Source organism: Mariniblastus fucicola, assembly GCF_008087665.1.
In the GTDB taxonomy this organism is placed as follows: Bacteria; Planctomycetota; Planctomycetia; order Pirellulales; family Pirellulaceae; genus Mariniblastus; species Mariniblastus fucicola.
The window spans coordinates 6,068,773-6,085,792 of the sequence record NZ_CP042912.1 but is presented as its reverse complement, the minus strand read 5'-3'; the positions used below and the strand labels follow the sequence as shown (position 1 = coordinate 6,085,792).

9 protein-coding genes and 1 pseudogene are annotated in these 17,020 nt (G+C 52.1%); 3 read left to right on the top strand and 7 right to left on the bottom strand.

The window, feature by feature from the left end:
- The first annotated feature begins 45 nt into the window (after window positions 1-45).
- Together MFFC18_RS22855 and MFFC18_RS22850 are read left to right on the top strand one after the other, a co-directional pair.
- Window positions 46-1,512, top strand: a complete 1,467-nt coding sequence (locus MFFC18_RS22855; protein WP_075084491.1) for a Gfo/Idh/MocA family protein — start codon at window positions 46-48, stop codon at window positions 1,510-1,512.
- Between the two features lie 40 nt (window positions 1,513-1,552).
- Entirely contained in the window at window positions 1,553-3,646 is a 2,094-nt protein-coding gene (locus MFFC18_RS22850; protein ID WP_075084457.1) for an FAD-dependent oxidoreductase, read from the top strand.
- Window positions 3,647-3,685: 39 nt separating this feature from the next.
- Here MFFC18_RS22850 and MFFC18_RS25365 read toward each other — a convergent pair.
- From MFFC18_RS25365 to MFFC18_RS22825, 4 genes and pseudogenes are all read right to left on the bottom strand, one after another.
- Window positions 3,686-3,913: pseudogene (locus MFFC18_RS25365) on the bottom strand (FAD-dependent oxidoreductase); the annotation flags it as partial.
- Between the two features lie 302 nt (window positions 3,914-4,215).
- The gene (locus tag MFFC18_RS22835) at window positions 4,216-4,611 is read right to left on the bottom strand and encodes a sulfatase-like hydrolase/transferase (RefSeq protein WP_075084460.1); all 396 of its coding nucleotides are present in this window, start codon (window positions 4,609-4,611) and stop codon (window positions 4,216-4,218) included.
- Between the two features lie 43 nt (window positions 4,612-4,654).
- Window positions 4,655-6,313 (bottom strand): glycoside hydrolase family 172 protein, encoded by a 1,659-nt coding sequence (locus MFFC18_RS22830; RefSeq protein WP_084417103.1) that lies wholly within the window; start codon window positions 6,311-6,313, stop codon window positions 4,655-4,657.
- A gap of 68 nt (window positions 6,314-6,381) precedes the next feature.
- Entirely contained in the window at window positions 6,382-8,145 is a 1,764-nt protein-coding gene (locus MFFC18_RS22825) for an alpha-L-fucosidase (RefSeq protein ID WP_075084493.1), read from the bottom strand.
- 195 nt (window positions 8,146-8,340) lie between these two features.
- On the opposite strand from MFFC18_RS22825, the gene MFFC18_RS22820 reads away from it, so the two are divergent.
- On the top strand, window positions 8,341-11,256 hold the full coding sequence (locus MFFC18_RS22820) for a PDZ domain-containing protein (RefSeq protein WP_087149649.1): 2,916 nt from the start codon (window positions 8,341-8,343) through the stop codon (window positions 11,254-11,256).
- 142 nt (window positions 11,257-11,398) lie between these two features.
- Here the strand turns inward: MFFC18_RS22820 and MFFC18_RS22815 are convergent, their stop codons facing one another.
- The 3 genes from MFFC18_RS22815 to MFFC18_RS22805 all read right to left on the bottom strand — a co-directional run bounded on the left by MFFC18_RS22815 (window position 11,399) and on the right by MFFC18_RS22805 (window position 17,004).
- Entirely contained in the window at window positions 11,399-12,925 is a 1,527-nt protein-coding gene (locus MFFC18_RS22815; protein WP_238381258.1) for a sulfatase-like hydrolase/transferase, read from the bottom strand.
- A 140-nt stretch (window positions 12,926-13,065) separates the two neighbouring features.
- Window positions 13,066-15,519 (bottom strand): sulfatase-like hydrolase/transferase, encoded by a 2,454-nt coding sequence (locus MFFC18_RS22810; protein ID WP_084417104.1) that lies wholly within the window; start codon window positions 15,517-15,519, stop codon window positions 13,066-13,068.
- A 45-nt stretch (window positions 15,520-15,564) separates the two neighbouring features.
- Complete coding sequence (locus MFFC18_RS22805; protein WP_075084461.1) at window positions 15,565-17,004, bottom strand: sulfatase family protein; 1,440 nt, start codon at window positions 17,002-17,004, stop codon at window positions 15,565-15,567.
- Window positions 17,005-17,020 lie beyond the last annotated feature (16 nt).

The following is a 17,020-nucleotide window of genomic DNA, read 5'->3' as shown; positions in this document are numbered from 1 at the left end:
ATGTTGGTTTGGCTAATTCAGGTGTTCATCAGACAAGAGTTCAATATGTCCACGCCCAGTCGACGGCAGTTTATCAAGGCATCAGCGGCCTCCGCAGCAATCGCAACGACCACCCAAACTTCTCGAGGCGAGACGCCTGTTCATTTGCCCGCTGAGAAAATTCGCATTGGATTCATTGGGCCGGGAAGTCGTGGGTTCGGAGCCCATGTAAAGACGCTGACGAAGCTGGCAAAAGAAGGTCAGCCAATTGAACTGGTTGCCGTTGCCGATGTCTACAACGTGCATGTCGATCGAACCGCCAAGCATATCGAAAAGAACCTCAAGAAGGCTCCTGCGAAGTATGTCGACTATCGAGAAATGCTTGAGAAGGAAGACCTTGATGCTGTTTGTATTGGTACACCCGATCACTGGCACCATCTGCAGACAGTTGATTCGCTGAACAAGGGGCTGCATGTCTACTGCGAAAAACCGATGACCAAGACGGTCGAAGAAGCCGTCAACGTCTATCGCACGTGGAAGAAATCAGGCAAGGTCATGCAGGTTGGAGTTCAATCCACCAGCCTGCCAGTCTGGAGTAAAGTCAACGGTCTGCTCAACGAAGGCAGGCTCGGTAAAGTACTGATGTACCAAACCGAGTTCTTTCGAAATTCGGCGATGGGACAGTGGCGATATTACCGACTCGATCCAGAAATGACGCCCAAGAACATCAACTGGAAAATGTGGCTTGGATCTGACGAAGGGTTGGCGGAATACGAAGACTTCGACCGTGAAAAATATCGTCAGTGGCGCCGGTTTTGGCCGTACGGAAGCGGTATGTTTACCGACCTGTTTGTGCATCGAACCACTTCGATGCTGAAGGCAACAGGCCTTCGGTTTCCTGGCCGAGTTGTTGGTGCCGGTGGGTTGTATGTCGAGTACGATGGACGTCAGGTTCCCGATGTGGCAACAGTTGTTGCCGACTTCAAAGAAGGCGTTCAGGGCTTGGTTACGGCGACGATGGCGTGCCAGAACACTCCGATTCGCCAAATGATTCGTGGTCATTTTGGCTCATATGTTTTTGGCAACGGGGAAGAGTTCAACCAGTTTGATTATGTCCCAGAGCGTCCGCAAGTAACTCGCAACAGCAAATTGAAAGAGCAGACGATCGAAACGGAAACTGTTGAGGACACAACTTACGCTCACTTCAAGAATTGGATCGACGCGATGGTTGCAGACGATCCTTCGGCTGTGAACAACGATCCTTATCTTGGCGCCGCTGCTATCACAACGGTGATCCTTGGCGCACAGAGCTATCGTCAAGGTAAAGTCTTCTTCTTCGACGACGAAGAAATGAAAGCTGGCGAAGCTGATGATTCGTGGTCAACGCGTTGGGAAAAGGTCTCGGCTGATCGCGGTAAGCCGAATCACATTCCGGGCTGGAACGCTGGCGACTACGGAAGTGCGCTTGAGGAACCCGAGCACATGAAGCTGGCTGGCCCGTGGATCGATGGGAAAGATCCCGCAGGCCAGTAGTAAATCCTGTTTTTTTAATTTTGCCAAACGTGGATAGCCGATGATTCGTTGCCTGCTTTCGCTCGCCCTGTTTTCGATTGTTTTCTGTTCAACCGTTCGCGCCGAGACAAAGTCCGACGTCGTCGTTTACGGCGGCACGAGCGCGGGTGTCATCGCTGCGGTGCAAGCGAAGCGTATGGGCAAGCAGGTTGTTATCGTTGGTCCAGACAAACATCTTGGCGGCTTGTCCGCCGGTGGGCTTGGCTGGACTGACACGGGACGCAAAGAAGTGATCGGTGGACTTTCCAGGGATTTCTATCACCGGATCTGGAAGGAATATCAGAACGCGAACACCTGGAAGTTTCAAAAATCGGAAGACTATGGGGGCCGCGGCCAAGGCAATCCTGCCGTGGATGGTGAAAATCGAACGATGTGGATCTTCGAGCCACGAGTCGCCGAGAAGGTCTACGAAGACTACGTCCGTGAGTTTGAAATTCCCGTTTACCGAGATCATTGGTTGGATCGTGATCCTGGCGGCGTCACGATGTCAAACGGCCGCATCAAAAGTATCCGCATGACCAACGGCGAGGTCTTCGTCGCCAAGATGTTCATCGACGCCACGTACGAGGGCGACCTGATGGCCGCTTGCGGCGTTGACTATCACGTCGGTCGTGAGGGGCGTGATGTTTACGGGGAGGAATACAATGGCGTTCAAACCGGCGTGCTCCACCACCGACACCACTTCGATGCCATTCCCGACAAACAGCGCATCGATCCTTATGTCGTCCCCGGCGATCCGGCAAGCGGTGTGCTGCCTCGCATCAGCCCTGATTCTCCTGGCGAAAAACATTCAGGAGATCATCGCGTTCAGGCCTACTGTTTTCGCATGTGTCTGACGAACGAACCTGAAAATCGCATCCCATTCGAGAAACCAGCCAACTACGATCCTGCCCAATACGAACTGCTGCTGCGAATTCTGAAGGCTCAATGGAACGAGGTTTTTGACAAGTTCGATCCGATTCCGAATCACAAGACCGATACCAATAATCATGGGCCGATGAGCACGGACAACATTGGTATGAACTATGAGTATCCTGAAGGCAGTTACGAAAAGCGTAAGCAAATCATTCGTGAACATGAACAGTACCAGAAAGGATGGCTGTACTTTTTAAGCCATGACCCGCGTGTTCCGTCTGACATCCAATCTGAAATGCGAAAATGGGGATTGCCCAAAGACGAATTCACCGACAATGGTCACTGGTCGCATCAGTTGTATATTCGCGAGGCTCGCCGCATGGTCGGCAAATTCGTAATGACGGAAAATGAATTGCTGCAGCGAAAGGCAACTCCAGATTCGGTTGGCATGGGAAGCTACACCATCGATTCTCATAATGTTCAGCGATACATCACTGCCGAGGGCTACGTGCAGAACGAAGGCGATATTGGAGTGAAGTGCAGACCCTATCAAATTGCATACGGCTCATTGGTCCCCAGGAAATCGCAATGTCAAAATCTTCTGGTCCCGGTTTGCGTCTCCAGTTCCCATATCGCGTTCGGGTCGATTCGGATGGAGCCAGTATTCATGATCCTCGGGCAATCTGCCGCGACGGCCGCTTGCCAATCCATCGACGCAGGTATCGCGGTTCAGGACTTGCCCTACGAGACTTTGCTTGAGCAACTGGTCAAGGATGGCCAGATTGTGGAGCACGAGCTATCAAAGCCTCGCGTCAAAAAAGGAGCGAAGAAGCTATCCGGTGTCATGGTTGACGATCGCGAGGCGAAAAGAATCGGCACGTGGACCCGAAGCACTGCGTCCTCGAATTATTACGGTGAGTGTTACTTTCATGATGGCGACAAACGCGACGGTTCGGCCAGTGCAACCTTTACCGCGAAACTCCCCTATCCGGGCAGATACGAGGTCCGAATGACTTATTCACCTAACAGGAATCGGGCTTCCAACGTGCCGGTAGTAATTACACACGCCGATGGCTCGACCGAAGTGTTGATTGACCAACGCGCCCAACCCAAAATCGACGGTTCATTCGTGTCCTTGGGCAAGTTTCGGTTTGCTGCAAATGGTTCTGTGCGAATTGGCAACGAGGACACCGACGGCTATGTCATTGCCGACGCTGTCCAGTGGTTACCAGTCAAATAGACTTGCAATGCAATCTGTCGACAGCCATTTTGAACTCGTTCACTTTCGAGGCTTGGCTCTCTTTCGAGGCGGCCTTTTCAAAACTTGGCCTTCGGCAAGTAGAGCATTCTTCAACTGTCCCTGGTCAAGATCCCGAACAGCAATCACTCGATCGATCGCCATCGATCCCGCGATAGCAGAGGGCTGGCCCAGCACCATAGACACTGGCTCCATGCGGATCGAACCAAACGCAATCTGCGAGGCCGAAACGCAAGCGGGCACATCAAGGTTTTCGCATTCCGTTTTTCACTGGAACGATGCTGCGAAATGAAATTGGGTACGGCTCTCGCCCGTGAACCTGAACTTCGTCGGGGTCGATATCTACAGACCCGTCAAATGTTATCACCGGGTGATCCACGGTTGAACGCTGAGCCGTTCCAGCTGGCTGGGACATTTCCTGGCCATCTGACGATCATCGGACACGCAAGCCACCTTCATGGCTATTGCCGTTGTGACCGCGCAAAGGTCGATTGTCATTGGTCCTTTTCATACATTCATAATCGCTGAGAAACCAGGCGACGGTATTGTCTTTAAAGCCAATCGCGTCGACTTTGGACAACAGCTTGCCGATTCCCTGATCCATTTCGTTCACCATGGCAGCGTAGACTGAACGGGTTTGGGCAGTGACGCCGGGCACCTTTGCTATCTTGTCCGGCGAGTATTTTGCAATGGTCTCCATTTTCGGCCCGCGACGGATCATACATGTTTCCGGTCACATAGGCTGACGTGAAACGCACACCATCGGAAGCGAGCTGGTCGATATTGGGAGTTGGAATATCTGTGCAGCCATAGCAGCCGACATCCGCATAACCAAGATCATCCGCCATGATGACGATAATGTTGGGGCGTTGCTGAGAAACGTTCGAGGCGGTGCAAAGCAAGAGGAACAGGCAGACGATCCAGTACGATTTGGCGGTGGTTTCCATTTCCAATCCTTGGCTAATTCTTCGCTTGTCAATCGCCTGTTAATCACTTCTTTGCTGGTGCAGCTGTTGTTAAATTAGCCGGCAGCGGAGCAATGTTAAGAACTTCTTGCGGTTCTGGTTCTCGATTGGAAGTGGTTCCCGAGAAACCATACCAATATGCTCCAACCTGATAGCCCATATCGCAATCGGTTCCTGACCAAACTTCCATATCCAGTTGCAAGGAACTACCAAAGGGCATCGTATCCAGAGCGCGGCTGCGTGTTTCGACGCTGAATCCCTGAGTGTTTTTCTCGTTGTCGGACTTGGGCTGGCGGTTCAACTTGTTGTACTTGCCGCATAGTGGCTGAGCATGAAACGGGTGCTCGTAGAAGTCCGTGCTTCGCCCGCCCCACGAGTAGGCGTAGTAGTCTTCGGTTCCGGTGCCGAAGATCGATGGAAAATCTTCGCCATCGACCCAAATTCGTTCGTCGCCTTCACCCCACCACTGTTTCACAGGATTCATGATGGTCAGCGTGTCACCCACGTAGACGCCTCGACCTTTGAGCGCAACGTAGTTCCAATCGGACCGGGGTTGGGTAGGAACCGGATACTGACCGCGCCATGCAGCGTTAAAATACATGGAGTTTTCGTCCCAAACCCAATCGCCTGTTCTGACTTTCAATTCGGCATCAACTGCTTCCCCACTGAGATTCAATAGCGTAACTTTGCCGCCAGATTTGTAAGGCATGACCCAGCGGCAACTTAATGTTCCGTCTTCGTCCACAGTCCGGTACCAACCTTGAACCGGATTTAGGCCGATTCCGGATCCGAAGAAATCGCCAATCGGACACCACACAGTCTCATTGCCATCAAACTCCATCTTGAGAATTACTTGCCGTGTCACATTGGGGTTTTCGTAACTCCCCAGTTTGACAGACAGCTCCCTCACGGCAGCTACACGTTTTGGCAAGCCAATGGACTTTTCCTGTTGATCATCAAGCGTCGTTTTGAAGCTAAATGAATCGCCCTCGTTTGGCGCCGTCGGATTCAACAGGGACTGGCCGGTTTTCTCGGTCAACGCTTTGGCTGCTTCAAAGTCTTTCATGGTGAACGTCTTAACCTGCGTTCCTTCGTCGTATTCCCGAAAAGTAAACTGAAAGAAGAATGGCATCGCATCAGTGGTTACCTTGCAGCTTTTGGCGTAGGGAATCGGAAAGAAGTTTACTGCCGATCGCAACGAGGAATGTGCAAGTGGAAACGGGATGATGCCGTTGCCGTCAAACATGCCCAACATATTGCCTTCGAACGCAGGTTCGTCGGAGCCATCCAGATAGATGCGCATCGTGATATTGGAACCAGGCTTGGTTTGATTTTGCCATGGCATCCACGATCTCACGATCGCCCCTGCTCCTGTGTGGTCCATCAGTACCCATTCTTTCTTGCCATCCTTCTCTTCGATACGAATGAAGTTTTTGTCCTTCGGGCTACGGTTATAGTCGTGGTTGGCGAACCATCCTTTGGGTTCATCAGGCGACTTCGAAGCGCGGTTGTAGCTGCTGTGTTGCTTCAGGCGAAAGTTGTTCGTTGGAAAGCGGGCAACCGCATCGCGATCGACCATTTCTTCCAGCAACGATTCAATTGAAACCGATGTTTGTGCCATCACGACGGAAGAGAACAGCGCAAATGCCAGACCAAGGAGAAAACTGAGCTTTCGTAATTTCATGAACGGAATTTCTGACGAAAATTTGTAATACGAATTGCCATTAACCGTAAATCGCTAACACAATGCGACTACTCCACTCGTCGCAATTCAATACTGCGTAGATTGATTGGGTTCCACGCTGAAGGATCGGGTTTGACGCGAAGGATTTGATCGCCTTGCGTTTTGATCTCTATGGTACCCAAGACCTGCTTCTTGTATTTCCCGTAGCCGCCAGTCGATTCGACTTCGACCATCAGCGGTGCATCGACCAAGCCAACGCCGAATCGGGTTTTCTCTTCGGCTACTGAGAGTTCCGCATGAACTTCGAAAGTCCCGGGGGCTTTCGTTCGGAATTGCCACTCGACGGAAGCTTCGTTGTCCAACCAGTAACCGATATGTGGAATGTCATCGTGTTTCCGCACGCCCGCGTCTTTGCTGCCTTCGTTGTTGTTGATATAAGCCTTGTCGGCAGTGAGCAAGAGTGAACCTTCTTTGTTAAATGTCGGCAGTTGCGGCTCGACATCCATCTTTCCAGCCACATCCAGGACGATCACACTCGCGTGAGAATCCGTTGCCTCTGCCGGAAGAGAAACAATCACTCCGGACTCAACTGATCGGGTTTCCAGTTTCGCACCGCCATCAAGCAATGATGCTTTTTCGATGGAGTTCTTGAGTCCGGGAACAATTAACTGGCCATCTTCTGGCCAATCGAAAACGTGCAAATAGAGTTTCGTTTTTCCATCCAATTCCTTTCGCGTGCATTTCCCCCACTCCAGATCGGCGAAAGGACTGGCGCTAGTTCCATAAATCGATTCGCCGTTGACGTCCATCCACTTCCCAATCGCTTCCAGTCGCTCCAAAGCTGGTGGAAGCAAAGTTCCCTCGCCAGTTGGGCTCACGTTGAGCAAATAGTTGCCGCCCATGCTGGAGATCGTGACCAGATTCTGAATCAGTTTGGTGGTCGATTTGAATTTGTTGTCACCAATCTTGTAGCCCCAACTGCCGCTGATCGGCATGCAAACTTCCCAGTCTTTCCCTGCCGGAGCCTGTTGTGGAATATGACGTTCAAATGTTTTGTAGTCGCCTGGAAAATCATCGCCAAGCCGATCATTGGTAATTGTTTCTTTTTGCAGGCCTGTTAGTGAGTGCAACGCGTTGAACGATTCTTTTGACATCTTTCGCGGCGTATCCCACCAGAAAATGCCAATCGGACCGTAATCAGTCAACAGTTGTTTGACTTCCGGAACGGCTTTGTTCATCACGTACTCGTCGCTGCTGACACGCTTAATGGACTTGTCCCAGTTGTTCCCAAATCCGCCAGGGTGATGCCAGTCTTGAGCTTGCGAATAGTAAAATCCAAACTTGATTCCCTGTTTTTGACAGGCATCGGCTAATTCTTTCATGATGTCACGGCCAAACGGCGTCTTGTCGACCACGTTGTAGTCACCGGCTGCGGAGTCAAACATCGCAAATCCATCGTGATGCTTTGCCGTGATGACGATGTATTTCATGCCGGCCCGTTTTGCACGTCCTACGAATTCATCGGCGTCGAACTTGATCGGATTGAACTGAGCCGCATATTGCTGGTACTCGGAAATTGGAATCTTGCCACGGCACATCATCCACTCGGCGCTGTTGGGTAAATCCTGCCCCTTGTATTTTCCGCCGACCACCGAATAGACGCCCCAGTGAACGAACATTCCGAATCGAGCTTCTTTCCACCAAGCCATCCGTGCGTCGCGTTCGGATTCTGATTCAACGGCTTTGGCTTGAACGTGCTCCTGTGCAAAAATTAAGCCGGGCGCATGCATCAACAAGACCGCGAGTCCGGCCAAGAAGAGTTTCGATGGCATCATGATTCCTTGAGATTTGCCGAATTAATTCAGCGATATGTTGGGTCGAGCGGAGTTAACTTTTCGGTCGTCGAATATACTTGGCTGTGGCGCAACCTTCGACTCCTTTACATAGCCTCACGAACAGCGACGTTAGCTGAATAGGGCGAAAGATTACGAGATATTCCAACGAATCCACGATAAGGCAATTCTGATATGACGTGTCAACGAGGTTTGTTTTCTGGGTCGCTGTTCCTTTGGTTTTCCATTTTCGTTTGCACCAATGTCTGTTTTGCAACGGACCTGTATGTTGCAACGTCTGGTAAGGATTCGAGTCCCGGTACACGCGATCAGCCCGTCGCTACGTTGGCTGCTGCACAGATGTTGGCCCGGGCAATGGCGGGCAAGGATACTGTCACCATTCACGTTGGCGATGGAACGTATTTTTTGCGTGAAACACTCAAGCTTTCGGTTGAGGATTCTGGCTCGGCAGCCAAGCCGGTGGCGTGGCGGGCAGAGAATGAAGGTGGAGCAATCATCAGTGGTGGAGTGTTACTCGAAACCGATTGGCAGCCTTTCCGCGATGGCATTTTCAAAACGACAGTACCATCTGGATTGGAGATTGATCAAGTTTTTGTTGCCGGCAAACGTCAGCACATGGCGAGATATCCAGACTTTGATCCAGCAGGCACGACCAGGGCGTGGCAAGGTTTTTCCGCAGACGCTTTTTCCGTTGAGCGAGCATCCAAATGGAAAGATCCGGAGGGAGCGTTTATTCACGCGATGCACAAATCACGCTGGGGCGGATACCACTATCGCATCACTGGTAAAAATGCGGACGGAACCGTGGCGTATGAAGGCGGTTGGCAGAACAACCGTGGTTCAACCATGCACAAAGACTATCGCATGGTTGAAAATGTCTTCGAAGAACTCGATGTGCCGGGCGAGTGGTATCACGACGCGAAAACAGAAACGCTTTACTACTATCCTGCTGATGGCGTCGACCTGAAGACCGTCGAAGTGGTCGTGGTCAGACTGGAGCACCTGATCGAGCTCAACGGTTCCGAAAAAGCACCAGTCAAGCACATCAGTTTCGACGGCTTCGTATTCCGGCATGCGGCAAGAACATTCATGAAAACGAAAGAGCCTCTGTTGCGAAGCGATTGGACGATTTATCGGGGCGGCAGTGTGAAGCTAACTGGCTGCGAAGACGTCGCGATCGCCGATTGCGAGTTTGATCAGCCTGGAGGCAATGCAATATTTGTCAGCAACTACAACCGTAACGTCGTTGTCCGCGGCTGTCACATTCATGGCACGGGTGCTTCGGGTATCTGTTTCGTCGGTGACCCTGGCGCAGTGAGAAATCCATTGTTTGGCTACGGCCGATCGAATGATCTAGGCAAGATTGATCTCACGCCTGGTCCGAAAACGAACAACTATCCGGCTGACTGCATTGTCGAAGACTGTCTGATCAACGGAATCGGCCGCGTTGAAAGACAGCCTGCGGGAGTACAGATTTCGATGGCGTCAAGAATTACGATACGTGACTGTTCAATCTATGACTGTGCTCGCGCAGGCATCAACGTCAGCGAAGGCACTTGGGGCGGTCATCTGATCGAAGGCTGCGATGTTTTTGACACGGTACTCGAAACGCACGACCACGGTTCGTTTAACTCGTGGGGGCGCGATCGCTACTGGAGACGGGACCACATGGAGACTTCGGATCCAGCCGTCGCCGCCAATCCAAAGTTGCCCTTCCTTGACGCGCAAGAAACAACCGTGATCCGAAACTCACGCTGGAGATGTGACCATGGTTGGGATATTGACCTGGACGACGGATCTTCCAACTACGAAATTTACAACAACCTGATGCTGGCTGGCGGCTTGAAGTTTCGCGAAGGCTTTGGCCGCAGGGCTTACAACAACGTGCTGGTCAACGGATGCTTCCACCCGCATGTCTGGTTCAACAACAGCGACAGTTCGTTTGAGCGCAATGTCGTAATGGGTGTGCACCGGAATGTGCGATGTGCTTCAGGTTGGCAGGATCTGATCGACAACAACGCTTACGTCAGCAATGAGCTTTTGAAAGTCAACCAGAGCTTCGGAAGCGATGGTGCCTCGACAGGTGGCGATCCGAAATTCATCGACCCTGCCGCCGGCGATTTCCGCGTTCAGCAGGACTCGCCGGCTCTGAAAGTCGGATTCGTCAACTTTCCAATGGACAGGTTTGGTGTCAAAAAACCGTCGCTTCGTGCGAAAGCCAAAACGCCGATCATTCCTGAGTTGGAAACCCCAGAACTTAAAGTAGCCGACCGCTCAGGCGTCAAGAAGCCGATACAGGGTCAGCAATACTGGCTCGGCGCGACGATCCATTCGCTGACCGGTCAGGAATTTTCTGCCTTCGGCGTGTCGAAGGAAGAGGCTGGCGTCCAGTTCACTCGCGTTCCCAGAAATTCCGCCGCCGCACAGGCCGGGATTCGAAAAGATGACGTGATTCAAAGGGTCGGAAATTCGAAAGTCAGAAATGCAAAAGAATTGTTTGTCGCTTGGCATGCGGTTCGGAGCAATGCTTTTGAGGTCATCCTGGTTCGCAATCAAAAGCAGCTGACGGTCACCTTGGACAAAGCTGATGCGGTTCTGGTTGAATTGTTTGAAGCTCCAGAGGGTTCGGAGTTTTTAAAATTGGCCAAATCCATCGATTTCAAAGTGACTGCAAATCCTCGAACCAGAAACCAGCCAGTCGCTGTTCTTTCCGACGGCAGCGTTGCGGAAGACTACGGACCGATCTTTGGGAACGGAACTGCAGCGGGTTACTACCTGTTCGATCTTGGTAGTCGGAAAGATGTTCAAGCCGTTTCGCTTTGGACATTCAACAAAGAGCAAAAGCGTGGAGCGGTGAAAGTTAACATTTACGCAACAAGCGACCGAGATCCGAAGTTCGAGATTTCAAAATTCACTCCCATTTCAACGCTCGACACGAGCAACCTTGATATTGGCACTTTCAATGCAGTCAGCTTGAGAAAGAGAGAGGGGACTCCGCTGGGACACTTTCGTTGGATTTTGATCGAAAGCTTGCCTGTCACTGACAAAGGAGAACACGCTGCGTTTCAGGAAATACGGATCGAGCCGTAGTGGCTTAGGATTGCAATGAACTTGGTGGTCCGCTAGATCTGAAAGGACCAGTTTTTTGGGGGCCATGCCTCACGCTTGCGAGAGCATGCATCCGCGAGCCCAAGCATTGGCGCCCGTTCGTTCAGAATTGCCAGACCACTAACTACTCCAACGCACGAGAGTACATTTTTTCGGTTTGCTTCCGCAGCTTCTTCACGGTTCCCTCGAACGCAGGATCGTCGACTAGGTTGTTCTGCTCGAACGGATCGGCCTGGAGATCGTAGAGCTCTTCGATCTTTGGATCGTGTTCGTAGTAGACGAAATACTTCCAGCGTTTCGTGCGAACACCGTGACAACGATACGATTTGTTGCGGGCGATCGCTTTCTCGTTGATCTCGACCGCGTTCGGTTTGTTTCGTGCACCACGGAGTGAAACGAGAAAAAGATTCTCCATAAACACAACCCTGGGCCAAAGTGACATGTCCTGAGTTTGATTCAGAATCTTGCTAAAGTCATTCCCCTGCATGGATTCAGGTGGCTGCACACCTGCCAGTGACAGAATCGTCGGCGCGATATCGACAGAAGAGATCATCGCGTCTTCCCGGCGTCCCCGCTGCGATTCTGGCTTTCGACCATCGAAGACGATCAGCGGCTCCTTCATGGATTCTTCGTACAACAAAGCTTTATCGAACAGCCCGTGCGAACCTTGGAACCGACCGTTGTCACTGGTGTAGATGACGACCGTGTTTTGTAGCAGACCTTTCTCTTCCAGTTTGTCCATCATTAGCCCGACTTGCTGATCGACGGTGTAACCCTGAGCCGCGAATCGCCGCACTTGTCGTTGATAAAGTTCAGGAGTCGAAGATCGCTGGACATGCAGCGGCGAACCACGCCAGTTCTCCTTCACGACTTTTGGGAGTTTCTCGTTGGCTCCTTCGACCCAGTTTTCCGGCACCGAAAATTCGTGATCCTTGAAAAGGTCAAAGTGAGGCGCATGCATGTGGGAGTTGCTGTCGTGTTTCACCGCGAGGAAACTGACTGACAAACAAAAAGGCACGTCTTTCGGTTGCGTGTCCAGAAAGTGCAACATCGCCTCGCCGTTCCGGAGTGTCCTGCCAGTATTTTTGCGGCCTCTATCGTAGATGGCTACCAGTTTTGCATCTTCTTGCGGCCAGACTTTTGATTCTCCGCCAGTGTGCGTTCCGTCGCCGGCAAAGAAGTCGAAATACTCCTTCAATTGTTTTTCGAAATCGTAACCCTTGTTTCCGTTTGGTCGCCGCGAAATCTCGGTCACGTTGAATCCAAATTTTCCAATGAAGCCAGTTCGGTAGCGGGCTGCTTTTAGTTGAGCAGGATAGCTGTCACGGAAGTCAGATTGGGAAAGCGTGTGGTCGTACGGCGGTGAAAACCCGACCTGGTGGCTGGAAATGAAGCGGCCGGTCATCATCGTCACGCGGCTGGGCATGCAAATGGAAACGGCGTAGTAGGCGTTGTCGAAGACCACGCCTTGCCTGGCGAGGTGGTCGATGTTGGTTGTTTTAAACTCGGGCCTGCCGTAGCAACCAAGGTTGTCGCAGCGCTGGTCATCGGTCATCAAAAATATGATGTTTGGCTGATCCTGAGCCATGATCGTGTCGGCCAAAGCGAACGCGAAAATAATGACGAACAGGGCAAAGAGACTACGATTCATTTTCATGCTTTTAAAAGATGTATTTCGCTGAGCCAACTAGCCGATAGGCGCTAGCCCCGGTTGCGGCACAGGTAACCGGGGCTGGCGCTCATCGGCTGATAAATCGCTGCGTCAACTCAGCTTTCCGCTACCGCCAAATTTCACTTCAACCAATCCGGCACAGAATCATTTTTCTGCCACCGCTCGATTTGCCTGTCCAGCTTGTCTGCTTTCCACGTTGTCGAACCAGCGGGCAACGCGGGTTCAATTGGAAGCCAGCCTTCATGTTCGGCGATGATCTGTTGCGACTCCGGCAAGTCGATCAAATTTCGATGCTCGCCGGGATCCGACTGGTGATCATAAAGCTCGCCCGACCCGTCGCGATAACGAATGTAGCGATATCGATTGCTTCGCACCGCCAGGTTGCCGTAGTACCAGCCGCTCACGACCGGTCGCGAACGACTGATCTTTGGGTCCTTGAAAAGCGGAATCAATGATTCGCCCTCAAGCCGATCTGAAACCGGCAAGCCACACAGATCGACAAGTGTCGGATAAATATCCAGCAAGCTGACGACTTGATCGTTTTTGGACGGAGTTGTCTTGTTCCCTGGAGCTTTAAAGAACAGCGGAACTTGAGTGGCTTCTTCCCACAACGTTTGCTTTCGCCAACGACGTTTTTCGCCCAGATGCTGGCCGTGGTCGGACCACAAAACGATTACCGTGTTGTCAGCATAGTCACTCGCTTCGAGGGCATCCGCGACTTTGCCGATTTGTGCATCCACAAATGAAACGCACGCCAGATATCCCAAAATCAACTCTCGCGAAAACGTATCGCTAACTTTTGAAATGGCGTGATCGTCTCCTCCTTTGAGTCGACCGTAAGCAATCGACTTGCCCATCATGGGAATGTCGGACATTTCGTTTTCAGGGACGTCCAGGGCTTTTATATCTTCCAGTTTGTATAGGTCGAAGAATTCCTTCGGCGCAGTGAACGGAACGTGTGGCCGAACGAAGCCTACAGCCATGAAGAACGGCTTTTCATAATCTTTCTTGAGACTGCCAACAGCCCACTCAGCAATCAGCTCGTCATACATTTTTCCGCCGGGCATGTCTTCGCGATCAAGAGCACCGTAACACAGCGAGTTGCCGTCTTTGTAGTCTTCGCCAAGTTGGCGGCTCATCTGGCTGCCGTTTTTAGGAAACGGATAGAACTTTCTTCCACCATAGCCATCGCCACGCTCCAGCAGATGCCTGGGGATTCTGTAGCCCGGAGCAATCTCGTCCCAAAGTCGATCCGTCAGATCGGGAAAGTCAGAAGCGCCTTGATGATAGATCTTGCCGGCGGTCATTGTGTGATAGCCACTGTCACGGAAGAACTGCGGCATCATCGTGTGGTCACGCATCACGTCTTTGTAGGATGCACGCATGATCTTGGTCGAGCCATACCAACCGGAAGAGCATGGATGCAAACCGCTCAGGACCGAATTCCGCGACGCGTTGCAGACCGCTTGCGAACAGTGTGCGTTGGTGAACAGCACGCCCTGCTTGAACAACCGATCCATGTTGGGCGTCTTGACTAGCGGATGGCCGTTGAGCGCGCCTTGCCAGTCGTTGAGGTCGTCTACTGCGATGAACAGGACGTTCGGGCGGTCGCCCTGTGCAAGTTTTGAAGCTCTGTTCCTCGAAGTTCTTGGGGTCGCCTGAGTCTTGAGGTGCTTGTCAAAAAAAGCCACGACATCCGATCTCAAATCAAAATCATCGTTCTTCAGAGGCCACGCGTGCCCAGCGCCTTCGATCATTTTCAACTCAGACTCGACGCCAGCATTCTGCAAGGCAGCGTAGAGTTCTTTCGATTGATCGCGGTCTACCGTTTTGTCCTTCGTGCCGTGAAGGATCAGCGTCGGCGGCGTATTTGCGTCAATGTAAGTCACAGGCGACGCGTTGCGCCACATGACTGGTGCCTCGTCACGATTCTTGCTGAACAGACGATGTTTTTTCAGTTCGTCCGTCGGATTTCCTTTTTCGTCGGTGACGCGTCGTGTGAGCAAGTTGGTGATGCCGTACATGTCGACGCAGGCGCTGACTTTATCGGAAACGTCAGGATAAAGATCGTTGGGGCTCAGCTTTGAATGATCGCCTGTATAGGCCACCATCAGCGCCAAGTGCCCACCCGCAGAGCCACCGATGACTCCGATGTTTTCACTGTCGACACCGAGTTCTTCTGCGTTTGTTCGCAGCCATCGAACAGCGTTTTTGCAGTCGTGTAAATTTCCCGGCCAACGTTTCCCTTTTCGCCGCTCGTAATTGACGCTGATCGCGACGTAGCCGGCTTTGGCGAGTGTTATTCCCGAAACGAACTCCCGTTCGCGTCCTTTGTCGCCTTTGCCCCAACCGCCGCCGTGAATGATTAAGACCGCCGGAAGAAGTGCGTTAGATTCATTCTTCTCCGGACGATACAGATCCAGTTTCTCTTCCCGTCCGGCGGCAAGGAAGTCGAGATCCCGTTCGATCGTGACTCCGGGAGTCGCCTTGAACTCGTCTTGAGCTGATGTCTGCGAAATGTCAACAACAAAAGCCGCGACGAGTGTTAACAAAGCAATGGGAAGTCGATTCATGGAATTAGTTGCTTGGTTTTTTTGGACGAGGCGAAAAAGTCGGGCTTAGTAACGGTAGTCTGCGCCGTCGCGACTACGCGCACAGCTGTCGTTGACTTCTTGCATCGCCTGTTTCATCGATTCGAGCATCTCGGGATTCTGCTGTGCAAGATCTTTTCGCTCATAGGGGTCGCTGGCCAGGTTATACAATCGTATCCGCCGTTTGTCGCCTTTTGTTGCTTCCTGCAAAATCTTCCAGTCGCCGCGGATCAAGCCTTGCCCATCAATGCCCGACACCAAACGGCGGTAACCAAAGAACAGGTCAGTCGGCCGACTGGAAGTCTCGCCGCGAACGACGGGCAAAAGGTCGATCCCATCGATAGGCCGCGCTGGTTTCTCTTTGAACTTGAAGTCAACGATGTTCGCGATCGTTGGAAAAAAATCGACGGTCGCACAGCGGACATCGGTAACGGTTCCATTCGGAATCACGCCGGGCCAAACGGCGCAGGCCGGCACAAGCGTTCCGCCTTCGTACATTTGATGCTTGTGACCTTTGAATTTGCCGGCCGAAGCGATGCCTTTTTTAGCCAACCCATCAGCCGGGCCATTGTCGCTGCAGAAGAAAACGATCGTGTTGTCAGTGAGTTGCAACTCTTGAAGCTTCTTTTGTAGTCGACCAATCTGTTCATCCATCGCTGTGATGCAACCGTAGTAGTTCTTTCGTTTCTTGCCAGCATCGGGATAGAGCTTTTGATACTCTTCACCAGCGACAACGGGCTCGTGCGGAGCATGAAACCAGACGGTGGCCAGAAAGGGTCTGTCGTTCTGTTTTTCGTCGCTGATAAAGTCGATCACCCGGTCCATCACAACGCGACTGTCATCGCCCGCCATGTTTTCAGTGACGGGAGTTCCATTGAGCACATAGGGAGCGCCGCCTTTCCAGGGCTGGCCTTCTGTTGCACCCCACTTTTTCCAGCCCTTTGGTGTGACACAGGGATCCCAAGTCGGAACGGCGCTTGTGGTTGCAAACCAGTGATCAAAGCCATGTTGTCCTGGTGGCGAAAAGAATCCTCGCGATCCCGCATCTTCTTCTTTCACCCAACCAATATGCCACTTCCCGAAAAAGCCCGTTCGGTAGCCTTTCTGTTTTAGCATCTCAGCGACTGTGACTTCGCCGACTCGCATGCCACCTGTGTGTGCTGCCAAGACACCGAATCGAAACGGATACCTTCCCGTCAGGGATGAGCCTCGCGTCGGAGAGCACAACGGCGATGCCGCATAGAAGCGATTGAACTTGACGCCTGCCGCAGCCATCGCGTCGAGGTTCGGCGTCAAAATGTTCTTGTTGCCATTGAACCCAACGTCACCCCAGCCTTGGTCATCGCTCATCAGCAGGATCACGTTGGGCGTTCTGGTTTCATTTCCAGACGCAGCGGTGCCGAATCCATCGAGTCGAGGTAAGAGAAATGCGACGAGACAGTATAGAGCGATTCGAATTGACTGCATGCGATACCTGTCGAGG

Excerpts from the sequence above, each read along its gene's own strand:
- MFFC18_RS22835 (WP_075084460.1), bottom strand. The coding sequence starts at position 4,611 with ATGGAAACCACCGCCAAATCGTACTGGATCGTCTGCCTGTTCCTCTTG.
- MFFC18_RS22830 (WP_084417103.1), bottom strand. The coding sequence starts at position 6,313 with ATGAAATTACGAAAGCTCAGTTTTCTCCTTGGTCTGGCATTTGCGCTG.
- MFFC18_RS22815 (WP_238381258.1), bottom strand. The coding sequence starts at position 12,925 with ATGAATCGTAGTCTCTTTGCCCTGTTCGTCATTATTTTCGCGTTCGCT.
- MFFC18_RS22825 (WP_075084493.1), bottom strand. The coding sequence starts at position 8,145 with ATGCCATCGAAACTCTTCTTGGCCGGACTCGCGGTCTTGTTGATGCAT.
- MFFC18_RS22855 (WP_075084491.1), top strand. The coding sequence starts at position 46 with ATGTCCACGCCCAGTCGACGGCAGTTTATCAAGGCATCAGCGGCCTCC.
- MFFC18_RS22820 (WP_087149649.1), top strand. The coding sequence starts at position 8,341 with ATGACGTGTCAACGAGGTTTGTTTTCTGGGTCGCTGTTCCTTTGGTTT.
- MFFC18_RS22805 (WP_075084461.1), bottom strand. The coding sequence starts at position 17,004 with ATGCAGTCAATTCGAATCGCTCTATACTGTCTCGTCGCATTTCTCTTA.
- MFFC18_RS22810 (WP_084417104.1), bottom strand. The coding sequence starts at position 15,519 with ATGAATCGACTTCCCATTGCTTTGTTAACACTCGTCGCGGCTTTTGTT.
- MFFC18_RS22850 (WP_075084457.1), top strand. The coding sequence starts at position 1,553 with ATGATTCGTTGCCTGCTTTCGCTCGCCCTGTTTTCGATTGTTTTCTGT.